The sequence below is a fragment of the Vibrio sp. R10-SG-ISO4 genome (genome assembly GCF_059834135.1).
Genome location: NZ_JCBDHJ010000017.1, coordinates 383952 through 399406, shown reverse-complemented (window position 1 = coordinate 399406; position 15455 = coordinate 383952). Strand labels below are relative to the sequence as shown.

Genomic DNA, 15455 nt, shown 5'->3' with positions numbered 1-15455 from the left:
TAATATTGAGCAATATGAATGATAAACTGCTCATCAAGCTTGAGCGAAAGTTCACGGTTTACAATGTAAATGCTAGGCAGAAAAAGGCTTCTCATGCTGAGAAGTCGGTTCAATGAGTTTATAGAGTGGGGTGAAGGCCGCAGAATGCTTAACGCTCGTCTAGCCACGTTTGCAAATCGAACGTGCGTATATTGCCTGCATCCTCAAGGTGAACCTGCGCTCTGCGAGTTGCCAAATCAAGTTGCAGCGTTGCGCGAGTGTCTAAATGAACCCATTCCATCGTAAGGCTTGAACCCTCGCCAGCCACGCTAAAACTACCATCAAACGCGGCGCTGCGATTACGCAATCGAATCAGTTCACACAAGGCGTTGACGACAGGCTTACCTCGTTCAGCGGCTAGCTGCGCTGGTGTGAGGTAAGGGCGATTGATGTCTCGACCCACTTGAGTACGATGGAGCAGGGCCATGTCGTTGTGCATCGCCAACAAACCGCCGTAGTAGACTTGAGGAACGCCGGGGCTGAAGAACTGAATGGCTCTCGCCACCAAATAATCAAAATCGCATCGCCCTAGTGCGTCATAGTAGCTGCAATTGACTTGGTAGAGATCGAGATTATTCGCCGCGCTACCTGTTGCCTGCTGACTCTCTCCTTGGCTCTTTTGATGAATCGTCTCGACGAGCCGATCGATTTGTTCGGCGTTGAGTAACCCCGGTTTGTCACCTTCAGGGCCAGCGTCGATGATACCGATGCCATCGTGCGTATCGAGCACGGTTAAACAGTTTCGTGGCGCGATCGTCAGCCACTTGACCAACGCCTCGACATTATTGCTGTAGAGGGTGTGTAGGACCAGTGGCGGCAGAGCAAAGTCGTAGACACGATTGACTTTGCTCGCCACGTCAATTTGGGTTTTATAGTGGCTATGAATTTCCGCCACGGTCTCCATGCCAAGTGCGTTGGCGCGCTTGGATAAGGCATCGATAAACGCAAAGGTATCCTCAATCATAAAGCAGGAGGTGCCCGCGCGTTTAATCGCATAGCCTGCGGCGTCAAGGCGAATGATTTTTACACCGTTATCAGCAAATAGGGTCAGTACGCGCTCAAGGTAGGCTTGACCCGCTTGCGTTTCCACATTGATGTCGATTTGGTTGTCAGTGAAAGTGGTCCAAAAGTTGACGGATTCACCGCTGGCGAGGGTTTTTGCGCTAAAACAACTGCCCGGACGAGGGCGATAGATCCGCTTAGCTTGCTCTTCACTGATGCCATCTGGAAACAGATCGCGCTCTTTAAGAAACATCGACCAATACTCAGAGGCTTCGCCTTTCTCCAGCACATCCAAAAACTCGGGTGATTGGCCAGAGGCATGGTTGACGATAAGGTCGGCCATGATTTCAACGTCTTTGCCAAGTGCGTTGAGATCGGGCCAATCGCCAAGCCTTGGGTCGATTTGAGCATGATCAATGGGATCAAATCCCGCGTCGCTACCATCAATTGGGTAATAGAACGGCAAAATATGCACGCCGCCAAAGAGGTCGCTCAACGTGTTGCTGAGTGTGTTGCGCAGCGCATGAAGACCGCCACCCGTTAGGCGGTCTGTGTAAGTGATTAACTGAACTTGGTTTTTCATCGGATTCTCTTTTTTTACACTCTCTTGTCCAAACTCTCTTGTTCAAACAGGGTGAGCGATAGACACACTACAGATGTTTCAGTGAGATACCTTGTTGGTTGAACAAGTGAATCTTATCGGGCTCGGCCGTCAGTTTAATGTGCTCGCCTTTGTGATAGTCGAGAATACCCGGCAGCTTGGCCACGATGGACTCTTCATGATTGGGCACCTGGATGTGCAGCAGCGTGACTTCACCGAGCGATTCGACAAACAGCACCGTGCCCGTCATCAGTTCTTGCCCCTCGGCGGCGACGCGAAAATCTTCTGGGCGAATGCCCATTTGCAAGGTGTCGCCAACTAATGCGCTCTGCGCTGCGATCGGGACAGTAATGGTGAGGCCGCTTTCGGCTTTGATTTGAGACTCGCTGCCTGCTGCTTCAAGAGTGACGGGGCTAATGTTCATCGCAGGTGAGCCAATAAAGCGCGCAACAAACACGTTCGCTGGATTGGTGTAGAGTTCCAATGGGGTGCCGACCTGTTCAATCTTGCCTGCTGAAAGCACCACAATGCGATCGGCGAGTGTCATGGCTTCGACCTGATCGTGCGTCACGTAGATCATCGTGGTTTGCTTGAGCTCCTCTTTTAAGTTGGCGATCTCAATACGCGTTTGTACCCGCAGCGCCGCGTCGAGGTTAGAGAGTGGCTCATCAAAAAGGAAGACTTTTGGTTGGCGTACAATCGCGCGGCCAATCGCCACTCGCTGTCTTTGCCCACCGGACAGCGCTTTCGGTAAACGGTCGAGGTAAGGTTCTAGTTGCAGCATGCGCGCGGCTTCCATTACTCGTTCATGGATCGCTTCTTTTGACTCTTTCGCGATGCGCATCGCAAACGCCATGTTGTCGTAAACCGTCATATGCGGGTAGAGGGCGTAGGTTTGAAACACCATCGCAATACCGCGCATCGCCGCAGGCAAATCGTTGACTTTCGCCCCTTCAATAAACAAATCGCCAGAGGTGATCTCTTCCAACCCCGCAATCATGCGCAGCAAGGTGGATTTACCACAGCCTGATGGCCCGACAAAGACGATAAATTCGCCTTGATCAATCTCCAAATCGACACCGTGAATGACTTGGGTGTCACCGTAGGCTTTTTTTACGTTGGTCAGTGTTAATCCTGTCATTATCAATTCTCTTCAATCCTTGGCTGGTTATTTCACAGAGCCAGAAAGCAATCCGCGCACTAAGTAGCGCTGCAAGGCAAAAAATACGGTCAGTGGTACAGCAATTGAGACAAAGGCTGAGGCCGTGAGGATCTCCCAGTTACCGCCACGAGAGCCGAGTAGTTCGCGTAAGCGGGCGGTGAGCACCATGTGCTCTTCTCCTGTGCCTAAGAACACCGTCGCGACCAGTAAGTCATTCCATACCCAAAGGAATTGGAAAATGCCAAAAGAGGCAAGGGCAGGGAAGGAGAGTGGCAGTACGATGCGCATAAAGATCTCAAAGTCTGTCGCACCGTCGACCTTGGCGGACTCAATGATCTCCCTTGGTAGGCTAGAGATGTAGTTGCGCAGCAGATAAATCGCCAGTGGCAGACCAAAGCCGGTGTGGGCAAGCCAGATACCGAGATAGGTTTTCGCGCCCACGCCAAAGAAGGCGCCAATGTCGTTGTAGAGACGCAGCAAGGGGATCAGTGACATCTGCAATGGCACCACAAGCAAGCCAACGACCATAGCAATCAGCAGGTTGCGACCGGGCATCTTCATCCAAGAGAGCGCATACGCAGCGTACGCAGCGATCAAAATCGGGATGATGGTAGCGGGAATCGTCACGGTGAGTGAGTTAATGAATGAGCGTCCAATCCCCTCTGCGGTCAGTACCTCGCGGTAGTTATCTAAGCCAAACTTGGGCGGCACGACGGCGGTATAGAAAATACGTTTGCCACGTGAGCCTTTGAACGGCTCGTTTGAGACCATTTCATAGTGACCATCTTCAGTGACGGTCAATGTCCCGTCGTTCATCTCGGCCACGTCGCCGGGTTGGTAAGCGGTCGGCTCTCTTGAGGAGAAACCAAATGCTTTAATATCAACAGGCTCACCATCAAGCAGCAGTTGCCCGGCAAGCACATAATGATCGCCTCGTTGAATTTGTGAGTCGGGATCGCCGGTGCGATCGACGAGGTTTTGTTCGGATGCGGTAAGGGATGTCCACCAACCACTCAGGGCAAGCTGATCTTTATCTCTGAATGAGGAGATGAACAAGCCTGCGGTCGGCAGTGTCCAAAGAATCACGATGACGAGCACCGAAAAGTGGACAAGAAAGGTCAGCGGTGAGCGCCTAAGTTTACTCAGGCTAAACTTGGCTTGGCTCACATTGGGTGCTGTAGTTTGAGGCTGAGACATTAACGATCCTCCATTTGAGCGCTGGCTTGGCGCATGTTCCACACCATAACAGGAACAACCGCGACCATGATCACCACGGCAATCGCCGCGCCGCGGCCAAAGTCACCGCCGCCTCTAAACATCCAGTCGAACATCATGTTCGCCAGCACCTGTGTACTCCATTGACCGTTGGTCATGGCAAGGACGATATCGAACACTTTCAGCACTAAGATGGTGATGGTGGTCCAGACCACAGCAATGGTGCCCCAAATTTGTGGAATGAGTATTTTGAAGAAGATTTGCACGCCATTGGCCCCATCAAGGACCGCCGCTTCCACCGTCTCTTCGGGAATACCGCGCAGTGCGGCTGAGAGAATCACCATCGCAAAGCCGGTTTGAATCCAAATTAAGATCACCATCAAAAAGAAATTATTCCAGAAAGGAAGGGTAATCCATGCTTGCGCCGTACCGCCGAATAGCTCGACGATGGCGTTTAAAATACCGATTTGTTCTGAGCCTGGCGCACGATAGTCATAAACGAACTTCCAGATGATCGACGCACCAATAAAGGAGATGGCCATCGGCATAAAAATCAAGCTTTTGGCAATATTGCCCCAGCTGACTTTATCGGTCAGCGCCGCGATCACCAAGCCAAAGAAGGTCGAGGCAGCCGGTACGACCAATAGCCACAACAGATTGTTGAACAGGGATTCACGAAACTCAGGGTCGTTGAACAGCCAGGTGTAGTTACTCAAGCCTACAAATTCAAAGCCGTTTCGATCGTGCAGTGATAACACCACAGATTCAAAAACGGGATAAATAAGGTAGAGGCCCAAAAACGCCAACGCTGGGCCAAGAAAGAGCCAAGGGCGAATCGCTGCGGCGCGACGCAGGTTTTGCGCCATGGTCTGATTGGAAACCCGACGAGTCGGGAAGATCACGCTAAGTAACCAGTTGGTGCCGACAAAGTAGACCACACAACTGGCAACGCCTAGCGCCATGATAAATAAAGAGGAATAGAGTTGCTCCATCACGACCTCAACTTGGAACCCTTGCCGACAGAAAACGCTTAGCTGACTGTCGAGGGTTGAACATCAATACGGCAGTCTCATCAGCGGGCTACCTTGGGTAGCCCGCATGGGATGAGATGAACTATTTGAGCGCATCCCAGGTTTTTTGGATGTCGTTGGCGACATCTTGCGCCGATTTACCGCCGCTGTAGTCGACCATGCCTGTCCAGAATGCGCCTGCGCCGATTTTACCTGGCATCAAGTCAGAGCCGTCAAAGCGGAAGGTTGTGGCTTGAAGTAAGATCTCACCTTGTTTTTTCAAGGTGTCGTTGCCGTACGCATCCACGTTAGCGCCTTTATGCGGTGTTAAGAAACCAGACTGAGCCATCCAAATTTCATGCGCAATCGGCGATTGGAGGAACTCCATGAACGCGCGAGCCGCTTTGGAATCTTTGGTGATGCTCCACATGGTGCCGGCACCGAGTACCGGTTTACCTAAGTCTTTCGACTCATAAGCAGGGAAGTAGAAGAAGTCCGCATCCGCGCCCAGTTCCGTTCCTTCAGGGAAGAAGCTTGGAATGAATGACGCTTGACGGTGCATGTAACATTTGGCCGGAGAGGTAAAGAGACCTTTTGGCGAATCCCTAAAGTCAGTCGCAGCGACCGCACGCGCACCGCCATCCACGTAGGCGTCGTTGCGAACAAACCAACCGAATTCTTCAATTGCGCCGACCACTTTCGCGTCGTTGAATTTCAGCTCGTTGCTGACCCATTTGTCGTAATCTGCGGGAGATTGGGTGCGCAGCATCATGTCTTCTACCCAGTCAGTGGCTGGCCAGCCGGTTGCGCCGCCAGAACCTAGACCGACACACCAAGGTGTTTCACCATCTTTGACGATTTGATCGGTAAGCGCTTTAAGCTCTTCCATGGTTTCTGGTACTTCGTAGCCTGCATCTTCAAAGTTTTCAGGCACATACCAAACCAGTGATTTCAAATCGACTTTATAGAAGAAGCCGTAGAGCGCTTCTTTACCATCTTTGCCGGTAAATGTGCCCAGGTCGACCCAGGATGAGCCTGCCGCATAGTTATTATTAATCCAGTCGGCCATGGAAGGCTCAAGTGGCGTTAGGAAGCCTTTTGAGGCCAAATCAGCCGCAAGACCTGGCTGCGGGAAGATCGCAATGTTTGGCGCACTACCTGCTTGTACATCGATGGCGATTTGCTGCTCAAACGAGTCTGAGCCAGAGTATTTCACCACGGCGCCTGTTGCCGCTTCGAAGTAGGCGATAACGCTTTCCACCAGCTCCTTATCTTCGGTCAACCAAGGGCCGAATACGGTGACGGTTTCACCTTTTAAATCCATATTTTTGAGTGCTTCGTAGCTCTGCCAATTAAAGCGAGCGTCTTCACCCGGTGCGTACTTCAGTTCGGCGGCAAACGCGGAGGTAGCAGAAATCGCGACCGCGATTGCACCAGCAAGTAGAGAGGTTTTCATCAGTAAGACTCCATGTATTCGATACCCTTTACCTTCAATGGGTTAGGGTGGGTTCAGATACTTTGTTTCATTGTTATAATTGATGTTATTCCCTAGACTTAACCCATCAAGATTCTATAACTTCTATAAAGACCAGTAATTTCTTAATCGATTAAGCTATCAATAAACAACATAAGACGTTATTTCAAATTCGCCTGTTTTTCTGCTCAATCTTGTGCTTTTGATCAAGTTTTTCTCTGGTTTGCTGCTCACTCTATGACCGCTGTCAAACTAATCAATTTTTAGTGATTAAGTGAGTTCCTTATTTCTTCTTAATCGATTTAGAATTGTGAAATATAACCCTGATCTATCGACGCCGTTGGTGTGGTTCACTCAGGGAGTCAGTGAAGGAGTGGTAGTGCGATGAGCAGTGAAAGGCGAAAACCGACGTTGAAAACCGTGGCGGCCCATCTTGGGGTCTCGACCGCGACGGTGTCGAACGCTTTCAATCGTCCCAACCAACTCTCCCAGTCTCTGCGTGAGAAAATTTTGGCGGAGTGTGAAACGCTTGGTTACACGGGGCCAAGCATTACGGCGCGCAGTTTAAGAACGGGGAAAACAGGGGTGATTGGTGTATTGCTGGCAGACAGCCTGGCGTACAACTTTACCGATCCGGTGGCGACCGAATTTCTCGCGGGAATATCAAAAACCTTGGACGCAGCACACGTCAATATGCTGCTGCTGCCCTCCAATCACGAGAACTACCAAAATACGCAGGTGGAAACCATTCCAGATAGCTTTATCGTCTATGGTAAGCCGATGGACCCGAGCGTGATCAATTTGATTTTGCGCCAACACAAGCCGGTGGTGTCGGTGGATTTTTACCTTCCTGATATTCCTTCCGTGAACGTAGATAACTTTACTGCTTGCTATGACATCGCCAAACACGCCATCCGTAGCCCGAATGACAATGTGTTGATTCTTGGCTTGCGTCTAGAGCCGTCGACGTCTATGTCGCTGGCGAACCTGAGCTCACTGTATACCAGTGAAGAGTCCGTTTCGCGTTGCCGATTTGAAGGTTACAAAAAAGCCTTGGCAGAAAGCGGGATTGATTTGGCCTACGAGAACGTCTGGCAGATTCACGACCTTGACGAAGCCAGCCTGAAAACCATGTTGCGCGGTGCGTTGGCCAACCCGAAAAAAGTCGATGTGCTGCTCTGTATGAGTGACAAAATCGCGCTCGCCGCGCTGGATGTGGCCAATGAACTTGGTCTTTCTATGCCCGATACACTGCGCGTTGTCGGCTTTGATGGCATTCCGAAAGCGGCGCAAGCGGGCCTGACAACGATTGCTCAACCGATTATGAAAAAGGGCCAAGTGGCCGCGCAAATGGCGCTTGGACACATCCCTTACGAAACCGTCCAACTGGACACAGAGCTGGTGGTTGGCACCAGCAGTTAACTTGCTAAGGAGTCTCCCATGACGACGGGACAACTGGAAAAACGCTGGTGGCACGATGCCGTGGTGTACCAAATCTACCCAAGAAGCTTTAATGATTCTAATGGGGACGGTATTGGCGATATTCCGGGCATCATCGACAAACTGGATTACATTCAAGAGCTCGGAGCCAATGTGATTTGGCTCAGTCCTGTCTACAAGTCACCGATGGATGACAACGGATACGACATTTCAGACTATCAGCAGATCGCACCAGAATTTGGCACCATGGCGGACATGGACAGGTTGTTGGCAGAAGCGGACAAACGCGGCATCAAGATTGTGATGGATCTGGTGGTGAACCACACCTCTGATGAACATCCTTGGTTCATTGAATCGAAAAGCAGCAAGGATAACCCTAAGCGCGATTGGTACATCTGGAAAGATCCCAAACCCGATGGCAGTGAGCCCAACAACTGGGAGTCTTTCTTTAAGCCCAAAGCGTGGACACTGGATGAGAATACTGGCCAGTATTACTTGCACCTGTTTAGTAATCGCCAGCCGGATCTCAACTGGGCCAATCCAGAAGTGCGTGAAGCCGTGTATGAGATGATGCATTTTTGGCTTAAAAAGGGGCTTGGCGGGTTTCGCATGGATGTGATCAACATGATTGGTAAGCCATCTGATTTTCCCGATGCGACCATTTTTGATGCCGGTGTCGCAGGCTGGGAACATTGGTCCAATAACCTGTTGGTGCACCAGTACTTGCGTGAAATGCATGAGAAGGTACTTCAGCATTACGATGTGTTGACGGTAGGCGAAACGCCATTCACGACGACCTTAGATGGCCGCTACTATTCGCACCCTGATCGCAAAGAAATCAGCATGATTTTCCAATTTGAGCACGTCAGTATTGATCGCGAAGAGCATAACGCAGTGAAAAAGCCGTTCGATCTGGTGCAGTACAAGGAGATCATGACACGTTGGCAAGACGATTTGTACCAAAAAGGCTGGAACAGCGTCTACTGGAGTAACCATGATCAGCCGCGTACTGTCTCTCGCTACGGTTGTGATTCGCCGCAATATCGAGTCATCAGTGCGAAAATGCTCGGTACAGTGCTGCACATGATGAGCGGCACGCCCTACATCTATCAAGGCGAAGAAATTGGTATGACCAACAAGCACTTTGCCAGTATCGAGGAATTTAACGATTTGATGGCCAAGTTCCATTATCAAAAAATGATGGAGCGTGGCATGACCGAGCAAGATGCATTGGCGTTTCTCAACGACTTTTCACGCGATCATGCCCGAGTGCCTGTGCAGTGGGAAGATGCGGCCAATGCGGGATTCACCACCGGGACACCGTGGTTGCCGGTCAATGACAATTATCCAGAGATCAATGTGGCGCAAGCGGTGCTTGATCCTAACTCGATTTACCATCACTACCGAGCCCTGATTGCGCTGCGTAAAAGTGAAAAGTTTGGTGATGTGGTGGTGTATGGCCGTCACACATTGCTCGACCCGCAAGACAGTGAAGTGTACGCCTATGTGAGGCAAGATGAGCAAAGCGGCCGCGCTCTGTTGGTTGTGGCGAACTTTACTGATCAAACCTTAGAGCGCCGCTATCCGTATCAAGCCAAACAAGTGCTGATCAACAACTATCCGCAAGCGGAATTTAACCTTGATGGATTAACCTTAGCGCCGTATCAAGCAGTGGTGATGGAGATTACGGCAAGCGTTTAAGTGGGCGTTTGGCACCTTCATTCTCACCGCTATAGCGTGAGTTCATAAGCCGCATAGCATCAACGCTATGCGGCTTTTTACTTAAAACTCACACGGCGCTTCGAAGATGAGCGGCTCTTTAGTGTAAGGGTGCTCAAACTCCAATCGCTCGGCATGCAAGTGCAGGCGATCAGCTTTATGGCCGTAGAGCGCATCACCGACAATCGGGATGGCGAGGCCAAGGTGGTGGGCACAGTGGACGCGCAATTGATGGGTGCGTCCTGTTCTTGGGTAAAGCCGTAACTTGCTGCGCCCGTCGCGTTGTTCAATCAATTGCCAATGGGTTAACGCCGGTTTGCCGTGTTCAAAGCAAACCAGTTGGCGTGGTCTATCTTCTGGGTCGCCTCGTAGCGGCAGCGAAATCTCCCCTTCATTGCCAGGCACTTGGCCATCGATTAGCGCGATGTAGCGTTTTTGTACTTGGCGAGAGATAAACTGTTTCTGCAGGCTTTTGTTCGCACGGCGCGTGAGAGCGAACACCAAAAGTCCAGAGGTCGCCATATCTAATCGATGAATAACAAACGGCCCTTCACACTCAGGGTAGCGCTCAGTCAAACGCGTGTAGGCGGAATCTGTGATGGTTTTTCCTGGCACTGAAAGTAGGCCTGAAGGCTTATTGACCACCACCATGGCGTCATCTTCATAGATAATGTCGAGGGGCAGGTTTTCGGCCCAGTTTTGCTCAAGTGGATTGTCATCCACCTCTAGCCCTTGCAGCATGTGGCCGAGAATCGGTTGACACTTACTATTGCACGATGGATAAAAATGACGATGCTGGCGAATTTCCGATTTGGGTGACACTCCCCACCAAAACTCCGCCATAGCCAGTGGCGTATAACCATGCTGATACGCGTAGTGGAGCAATTTCGGCGCTGCGCATTCGCCTGCGCCAGCAGCGGGCGTCGGGGTGGTGGTTGGGGCGAAAATCGCATTGAGTGAGCGCGATTCACCGCGCGCATTGAGAAACTGATAGTGGTCAAACAACTTGTGTTGCAGTTGGTTTGAGAGCGTTTTGCGCTTTTGTTTTAACGCATTCAACTGCGCTTGTTGTTCGTCAATGCGTCGCTGTAATGCTGTCGCTTTCTCTTCCCACTCCAGTTTTAGATACTTGAGGCGGTTTTTATCCGCAACACTCTGTTTTGCTAATTCATCGAGGCGCGCTTGTTGCTCGGCGCTGTGTGGCTCGCTTTGTAGGGTTTGACGCTCTGCTTTACGCTCAGCACGGCGCGAGATCATGGTTTGTCTCAGAGCGTGCTCCTCTTTGGCGAACGTTTGATTGAGCGTGGTGAGCGCCTCGATGAGCGGTGTCAGATCGTGGTTTTGCTGCCAAGCGGTGACTTGCGCATTAATGTCGGTGATTTGCGCTAATTCTCGGCGGAAAAAGCTCTCTTCCGCGAGCATATCAAAGACGGGCGGGACAAAACCGGGCAGAAGGTTTTGGTCAGCAATTTTGCCTGAAAAAGCAGAAAAGAAACCAATCTCACCTTGCGGTGAGCGTACTAACAGCACACCAAACATTTTTCCACTAGAGTGTTGCACGGCCGCAGAGTCACTCTTCAGAGCGCCGTTTGGCGAAACACCAAAGTCATGCTGCCACTGGGTTTGGCTCATCAAGTGTTGCTGCAACTGCGCAGCTGCTGCCACGCACAGCGGATGCGGCTGGTAGTAGAAGGGGAACGTGAACTTCTCAGGTAGTGTGCGGGTATCTATCGCTGGTTCAAAGCGAGTAAACAGCGAGTCCGGTTGGTGCATGGCTGGCATTCATTCTTGATTCAATCTGGCGCCGATTGTACCGAATTAGCGTTTGAATGCCAGCGAGAGCGTGTTACGCGTCAATCAAAGCGAGGTGCTTAGCGTGAAACTCGAGATGATCATCAATAAAGCTCGAGATGAAGAAGTAGCTGTGGTCATAGCCACTTTGCATGCGCAGTTCCAAATGGCTGTCATGGGCTTTTGCCGCGGCAAACAGCATCTCTGGTTTGAGTTGATCGTTTAAAAAGTTGTCCGCATCACCTTGGTCGACAAGGATAGGCAAAGGTGATGGCCCAGATTTCAATAGCTCACACGCATCGTATGGCTTCCATGTTTCGACATCTGAACCGAGATACGCCTGAAACGCTTTTTGTCCCCAGGGGACATGAATCGGATGACAAATCGGACTAAAAGCGGAAATCGACTGGTACAGATGCGGATTTTTCAGGCCAATCGTCAACGCGCCGTGTCCGCCCATGCTGTGGCCAGAGATGGAGCGCAGCGAGGAGATGGGAAAGTGCGATTCAATCAGGGTCGGTAACTCTTCGGTGATGTAGCTGTACATCTGATAGTGCTTTTTCCACGGTGGCTGTGTGGCGTTGAGGTAGAATCCGGCGCCTTTCCCTAGGTCGTACTCTGGGTCATCGGCGACCTCGTCACCTCTTGGGCTGGTATCGGGTGCGATGATTGCTAGGCCAAGTTCGGCCGCTTTTTTGAACGCACCAGCTTTTTGCATGAAGTTTTCGTCAGTACAGGTGAGGCCAGATAGCCAATACAAAGCGGGGACAGGCGAGGTGGCACTGGCATTGGGCGGCAAAAACAGCGCAAAACGCATGGTGCAGTTTAGCACCTCAGAGTCATGGCTATATTGCTTGTGCCAGCCTTGTGCCACTTTGGCTTGCGATAGGTTAGTTAAGGTCATCGTATGCTCCTAACGTTGGCTGCCGCCACAGTGTGACGGCAGACGAATGATGAGTGTGCGGGCGGGTTATTTATCCATGTGGATGACAGAGCGAATGCTCTTACCTTCATGCATCAGATCAAACGCGTGGTTGACCTCATCAAGGCCCATGGTGTGCGTGATGAACTCTTGCAAGCCAAATTCACCCGCTAGGTAGCGCTCAACAATGTCGGGAAGCTCAGAGCGGCCTTTAACGCCACCAAAGGCACTGCCGCGCCATACACGACCTGTCACCAATTGGAATGGACGGGTTGAGATCTCTTGGCCTGCACCGGCCACACCAATGATCACTGACTCCCCCCAACCTTTGTGGCAACACTCGAGTGCAGAGCGCATCACATTGACGTTACCAATGCACTCAAAAGAGAAGTCGACACCGCCATCCGTCATTTCGACGATCACTTCCTGAATGGGGCGATCAAAGGATTGTGGATTGATGACATCCGTCGCACCCAGTTGCTTGGCCAAATCAAATTTGCTCTCGTTGATGTCGATACCAATGATACGACCCGCGCCCGCCATGCGTGCACCGATGATTGCCGAAAGACCAATACCACCGAGGCCAAAAATCGCGACGGTATCGCCTTTTTGTACTTTCGCCGTATTTAAAACCGCGCCCATACCTGTGGTGACGCCACAGCCGAGCAAGCACACCTCTTCAAGCGGCGCTTCTTTGTTGACTTTCGCCAGTGAAATCTCTGGAAGCACAGTGTATTCAGAGAAGGTTGAGCAGCCCATGTAGTGGAAAATAGGCTGGCCATCTTTGTAAAAGCGCGTGGTGCCATCAGGCATCAAACCTTTGCCTTGTGTTTCACGTACCGCTTGGCACAAGTTGGTTTTACCCGAGGTACAGAACTTACACTCACCACATTCTGCGGTGTAGAGTGGAATGACGTGATCGCCGACGGAAACACTCGTTACGCCTTCGCCAACCATTTCGACAATGCCGCCGCCTTCATGACCGAGAATCGCGGGGAATACCCCCTCTGGATCGTCACCTGAGAGCGTGTAAGCATCGGTGTGGCATACGCCCGTCGCCACGATACGCACCAACACTTCGCCTTTTTTCGGCAGTTGGACATCTACTTCTTCCATTTTCAGTGGCTCGCCAGCCGCCCAAGCCACAGCGGCTTTAGACTTAATGAATTCCTGACCGGGTTTAATATCAAGTGCCATCGGGTATTCCTCTTTTTTAGCAGTGGGCAGACGCTCTAAGCCTAGCAACAATAGCGAAAGCTGCAGCGTCCTATTTCATTACTACCTTATACTGTTTCGCTTTTGTTGATAATGAGGTGGATTTGCAAATTATTTTTACGTATATGTAATAATTGGCGAGTTTAAATGAGGAGAGAGTCATGGCGAATTGGGAAGGGGTGAACGAGTTTGTCGCAGTGGGTCATCATCAATCGTTTACTGTCGCGGCCAAAAAATTGAATACCTCTGTGGCGCAAGTCAGCCGTAAGGTCGCTGCGCTTGAAGAGCGGCTAGCGGTTAAACTGCTTAACCGCACTACGCGTAAAGTCTCGCTCACCGAAGCGGGGCAATTGTACTTTCAACGCTGCAAGCATCTGGTCGAAGGGCTTGAGTTGGCAGAGCTCTCTGTGACGCAAATGCAATCGAGCCCCAAAGGTATGGTGAAAATCACTGCGCCAGTGGCTTATGGTGAGTCGCATGTCGCGCCGATCCTCAATGAATTTTTGGAGCACTATCCGCAAGTAGATCTGGACTTAAATCTCACCAATCAAACGTTGGATTTGATTGAATCAGGTGTTGATATCGCCGTGCGCCTTGGCCGCTTACAAGACTCCAGTTTGATTGCCAAGCGGCTGTCATCTCGGCAAATTCATGTTTGTGCCTCGCCGGCTTATTTGGCGCGTTATGGCGAGCCACATACCTTGTCTGAACTGGTGAATCACAGTTGCTTGGTTGGGTCACTGGATCATTGGCGGTTTGTCGAAGGGGCGCGAGAGCGAGCGATTAAAGTCTCGGGTCGCGTACGCTGTAACTCTGGTTTTGCGCTGCGCAGCGCGGCAAAGCGCGGCCTTGGTTTGATTCAACTGCCCGACTACTACGTCAAACAGGATTTAGAATCGGGCCAATTGGTCGAAGTGCTCACCGATTACCGCGTTGACCGAGAAGGCATTTGGGCGCTGTATCCCCACAATCGAAATTTGTCGCCCAAGGTTCGCCTTGTGATTGATTTTCTGGCAGAGAGGCTCGCACAGCGCGAGCCGGTTAGTGAGTAACTAGGCGAGGCTATCGGCGTCTTGCTTTTTAATTTGCTTGTGGCCATCTTCTGAGACACCTTGCTTCCAATAACTGCTGATGTAGATGAAGTCGCGGTCCACCTCTTTCTCATTTCTAAAATACTGGCGCAGTTGGCGCATCGAATCAAACTCGCAGGCACACCAAATGGACGCTTGACCTGCTAACCAAGGTTGCGCTTTGACATGTTCTGCCAAAGGCTTGCCTTCGGTGACCCAAAGTACCTCAAAGTGACTGGGTATCGTTAAGGCTTGTTTATCTTGCTCGGATTGAACCTGAATCACCGCATAACCGCGTGCGTCTTCAGGCAGTTGTTTGATTTTGGCGGACAGAGCAGGGAGCGCAGTCATATCGGCGACCATAAAAAACCAGTCGGCATCTGTGTTAATGGGCGCAATGGTGCCAGGGCCGGCAATTGAGATGGTATCGCCCACCTGAGCGGACATCGCCCAACGCGCCGCAAAGCCGCAACTTAAGTCGCGAGTTTCGTGACGAACAAAATCCACCTCAAGAGTGCGTGCGGCCGCGTCAAAGTGACGAATGGTGTAGGTACGCATGATGGGGCGCTGACCTTCTTGTTGTGAAGTGAGATCGGTGCCACCTTCTGCGTTAAACAGTAGTTTAATGTAACCGCCATCGCAGTCATGGGGAAAGTCACTTAAGGCGTGACCGTGTAATACGATGCGCTGCATATTGGGCGTGATGGTCTCTGTTGATACAACAGTAAGCAGTTTTGGTGAAGGCTTCTTCATAATGAGGACTCTTACAATCAGGTTGAGCTCGACAGTTGTTGT

Annotated in this window: 12 protein-coding genes; 3 read left to right on the top strand and 9 right to left on the bottom strand. The window is 51.1% G+C overall.

Features of this window, described 5'->3' with window-relative positions:
• Positions 1–148: 148 nt before the first annotated feature.
• The 5 genes from gtfA to AC6R03_RS12440 form a co-directional block, all read right to left on the bottom strand.
• The gene (gene gtfA / locus AC6R03_RS12460; protein ID WP_500628368.1) at positions 149–1624 is read right to left on the bottom strand and encodes a sucrose phosphorylase; all 1476 of its coding nucleotides are present in this window, start codon (positions 1622–1624) and stop codon (positions 149–151) included.
• Between the two features lie 67 nt (positions 1625–1691).
• Entirely contained in the window at positions 1692–2783 is a 1092-nt protein-coding gene (locus AC6R03_RS12455; protein WP_500628367.1) for an ABC transporter ATP-binding protein, read from the bottom strand.
• Positions 2784–2810: 27 nt separating this feature from the next.
• Entirely contained in the window at positions 2811–4001 is a 1191-nt protein-coding gene (locus AC6R03_RS12450) for a carbohydrate ABC transporter permease (protein WP_500628366.1), read from the bottom strand.
• On the bottom strand, positions 4001–5011 hold the full coding sequence (locus tag AC6R03_RS12445; RefSeq protein WP_500628365.1) for a carbohydrate ABC transporter permease: 1011 nt from the start codon (positions 5009–5011) through the stop codon (positions 4001–4003). Before AC6R03_RS12445 ends, AC6R03_RS12450 begins: the two co-directional genes overlap by 1 nt.
• A gap of 121 nt (positions 5012–5132) precedes the next feature.
• Complete coding sequence (locus AC6R03_RS12440) at positions 5133–6485, bottom strand: ABC transporter substrate-binding protein (protein ID WP_500628364.1); 1353 nt, start codon at positions 6483–6485, stop codon at positions 5133–5135.
• A 402-nt stretch (positions 6486–6887) separates the two neighbouring features.
• On the opposite strand from AC6R03_RS12440, the gene AC6R03_RS12435 reads away from it, so the two are divergent.
• Both AC6R03_RS12435 and AC6R03_RS12430 read left to right on the top strand, forming a co-directional pair.
• On the top strand, positions 6888–7925 hold the full coding sequence (locus AC6R03_RS12435) for a LacI family DNA-binding transcriptional regulator (protein ID WP_500628363.1): 1038 nt from the start codon (positions 6888–6890) through the stop codon (positions 7923–7925).
• An 18-nt stretch (positions 7926–7943) separates the two neighbouring features.
• Complete coding sequence (locus tag AC6R03_RS12430; RefSeq protein WP_500628362.1) at positions 7944–9644, top strand: glycoside hydrolase family 13 protein; 1701 nt, start codon at positions 7944–7946, stop codon at positions 9642–9644.
• Between the two features lie 81 nt (positions 9645–9725).
• Here the strand turns inward: AC6R03_RS12430 and AC6R03_RS12425 are convergent, their stop codons facing one another.
• From AC6R03_RS12425 to AC6R03_RS12415, 3 genes are all read right to left on the bottom strand, one after another.
• Positions 9726–11435, bottom strand: a complete 1710-nt coding sequence (locus tag AC6R03_RS12425) for an RluA family pseudouridine synthase (RefSeq protein WP_500628361.1) — start codon at positions 11433–11435, stop codon at positions 9726–9728.
• A 73-nt stretch (positions 11436–11508) separates the two neighbouring features.
• Positions 11509–12357: an S-formylglutathione hydrolase gene (gene fghA, locus AC6R03_RS12420; RefSeq protein WP_334551735.1), complete on the bottom strand. Its 849-nt coding sequence runs from the start codon at positions 12355–12357 to the stop codon at positions 11509–11511.
• Positions 12358–12423: 66 nt separating this feature from the next.
• On the bottom strand, positions 12424–13572 hold the full coding sequence (locus AC6R03_RS12415) for an S-(hydroxymethyl)glutathione dehydrogenase/class III alcohol dehydrogenase (protein WP_500625378.1): 1149 nt from the start codon (positions 13570–13572) through the stop codon (positions 12424–12426).
• A 179-nt stretch (positions 13573–13751) separates the two neighbouring features.
• Here AC6R03_RS12415 and AC6R03_RS12410 point away from each other — a divergent pair, with 179 nt between their 5' ends.
• Positions 13752–14642: a LysR family transcriptional regulator gene (locus AC6R03_RS12410; protein ID WP_500628360.1), complete on the top strand. Its 891-nt coding sequence runs from the start codon at positions 13752–13754 to the stop codon at positions 14640–14642.
• On the opposite strand, the gene AC6R03_RS12405 is transcribed toward AC6R03_RS12410, so the two are convergent.
• Positions 14643–15413: a siderophore-interacting protein gene (locus AC6R03_RS12405; RefSeq protein ID WP_500628359.1), complete on the bottom strand. Its 771-nt coding sequence runs from the start codon at positions 15411–15413 to the stop codon at positions 14643–14645.
• Positions 15414–15455 lie beyond the last annotated feature (42 nt).

Bases quoted from the DNA above. Each gene is read 5' to 3' on its own strand.
- AC6R03_RS12405 (WP_500628359.1), bottom strand. From the start codon at position 15,413: ATGAAGAAGCCTTCACCAAAACTGCTTACTGTTGTATCAACAGAGACC.
- gtfA (WP_500628368.1), bottom strand. From the start codon at position 1,624: ATGAAAAACCAAGTTCAGTTAATCACTTACACAGACCGCCTAACGGGT.
- AC6R03_RS12455 (WP_500628367.1), bottom strand. From the start codon at position 2,783: ATGACAGGATTAACACTGACCAACGTAAAAAAAGCCTACGGTGACACC.
- AC6R03_RS12425 (WP_500628361.1), bottom strand. From the start codon at position 11,435: ATGCACCAACCGGACTCGCTGTTTACTCGCTTTGAACCAGCGATAGAT.
- AC6R03_RS12415 (WP_500625378.1), bottom strand. From the start codon at position 13,572: ATGGCACTTGATATTAAACCCGGTCAGGAATTCATTAAGTCTAAAGCC.
- AC6R03_RS12435 (WP_500628363.1), top strand. From the start codon at position 6,888: ATGAGCAGTGAAAGGCGAAAACCGACGTTGAAAACCGTGGCGGCCCAT.
- AC6R03_RS12410 (WP_500628360.1), top strand. From the start codon at position 13,752: ATGGCGAATTGGGAAGGGGTGAACGAGTTTGTCGCAGTGGGTCATCAT.
- AC6R03_RS12450 (WP_500628366.1), bottom strand. From the start codon at position 4,001: ATGTCTCAGCCTCAAACTACAGCACCCAATGTGAGCCAAGCCAAGTTT.
- AC6R03_RS12430 (WP_500628362.1), top strand. From the start codon at position 7,944: ATGACGACGGGACAACTGGAAAAACGCTGGTGGCACGATGCCGTGGTG.
- AC6R03_RS12440 (WP_500628364.1), bottom strand. From the start codon at position 6,485: ATGAAAACCTCTCTACTTGCTGGTGCAATCGCGGTCGCGATTTCTGCT.
- fghA (WP_334551735.1), bottom strand. From the start codon at position 12,357: ATGACCTTAACTAACCTATCGCAAGCCAAAGTGGCACAAGGCTGGCAC.
- AC6R03_RS12445 (WP_500628365.1), bottom strand. From the start codon at position 5,011: ATGGAGCAACTCTATTCCTCTTTATTTATCATGGCGCTAGGCGTTGCC.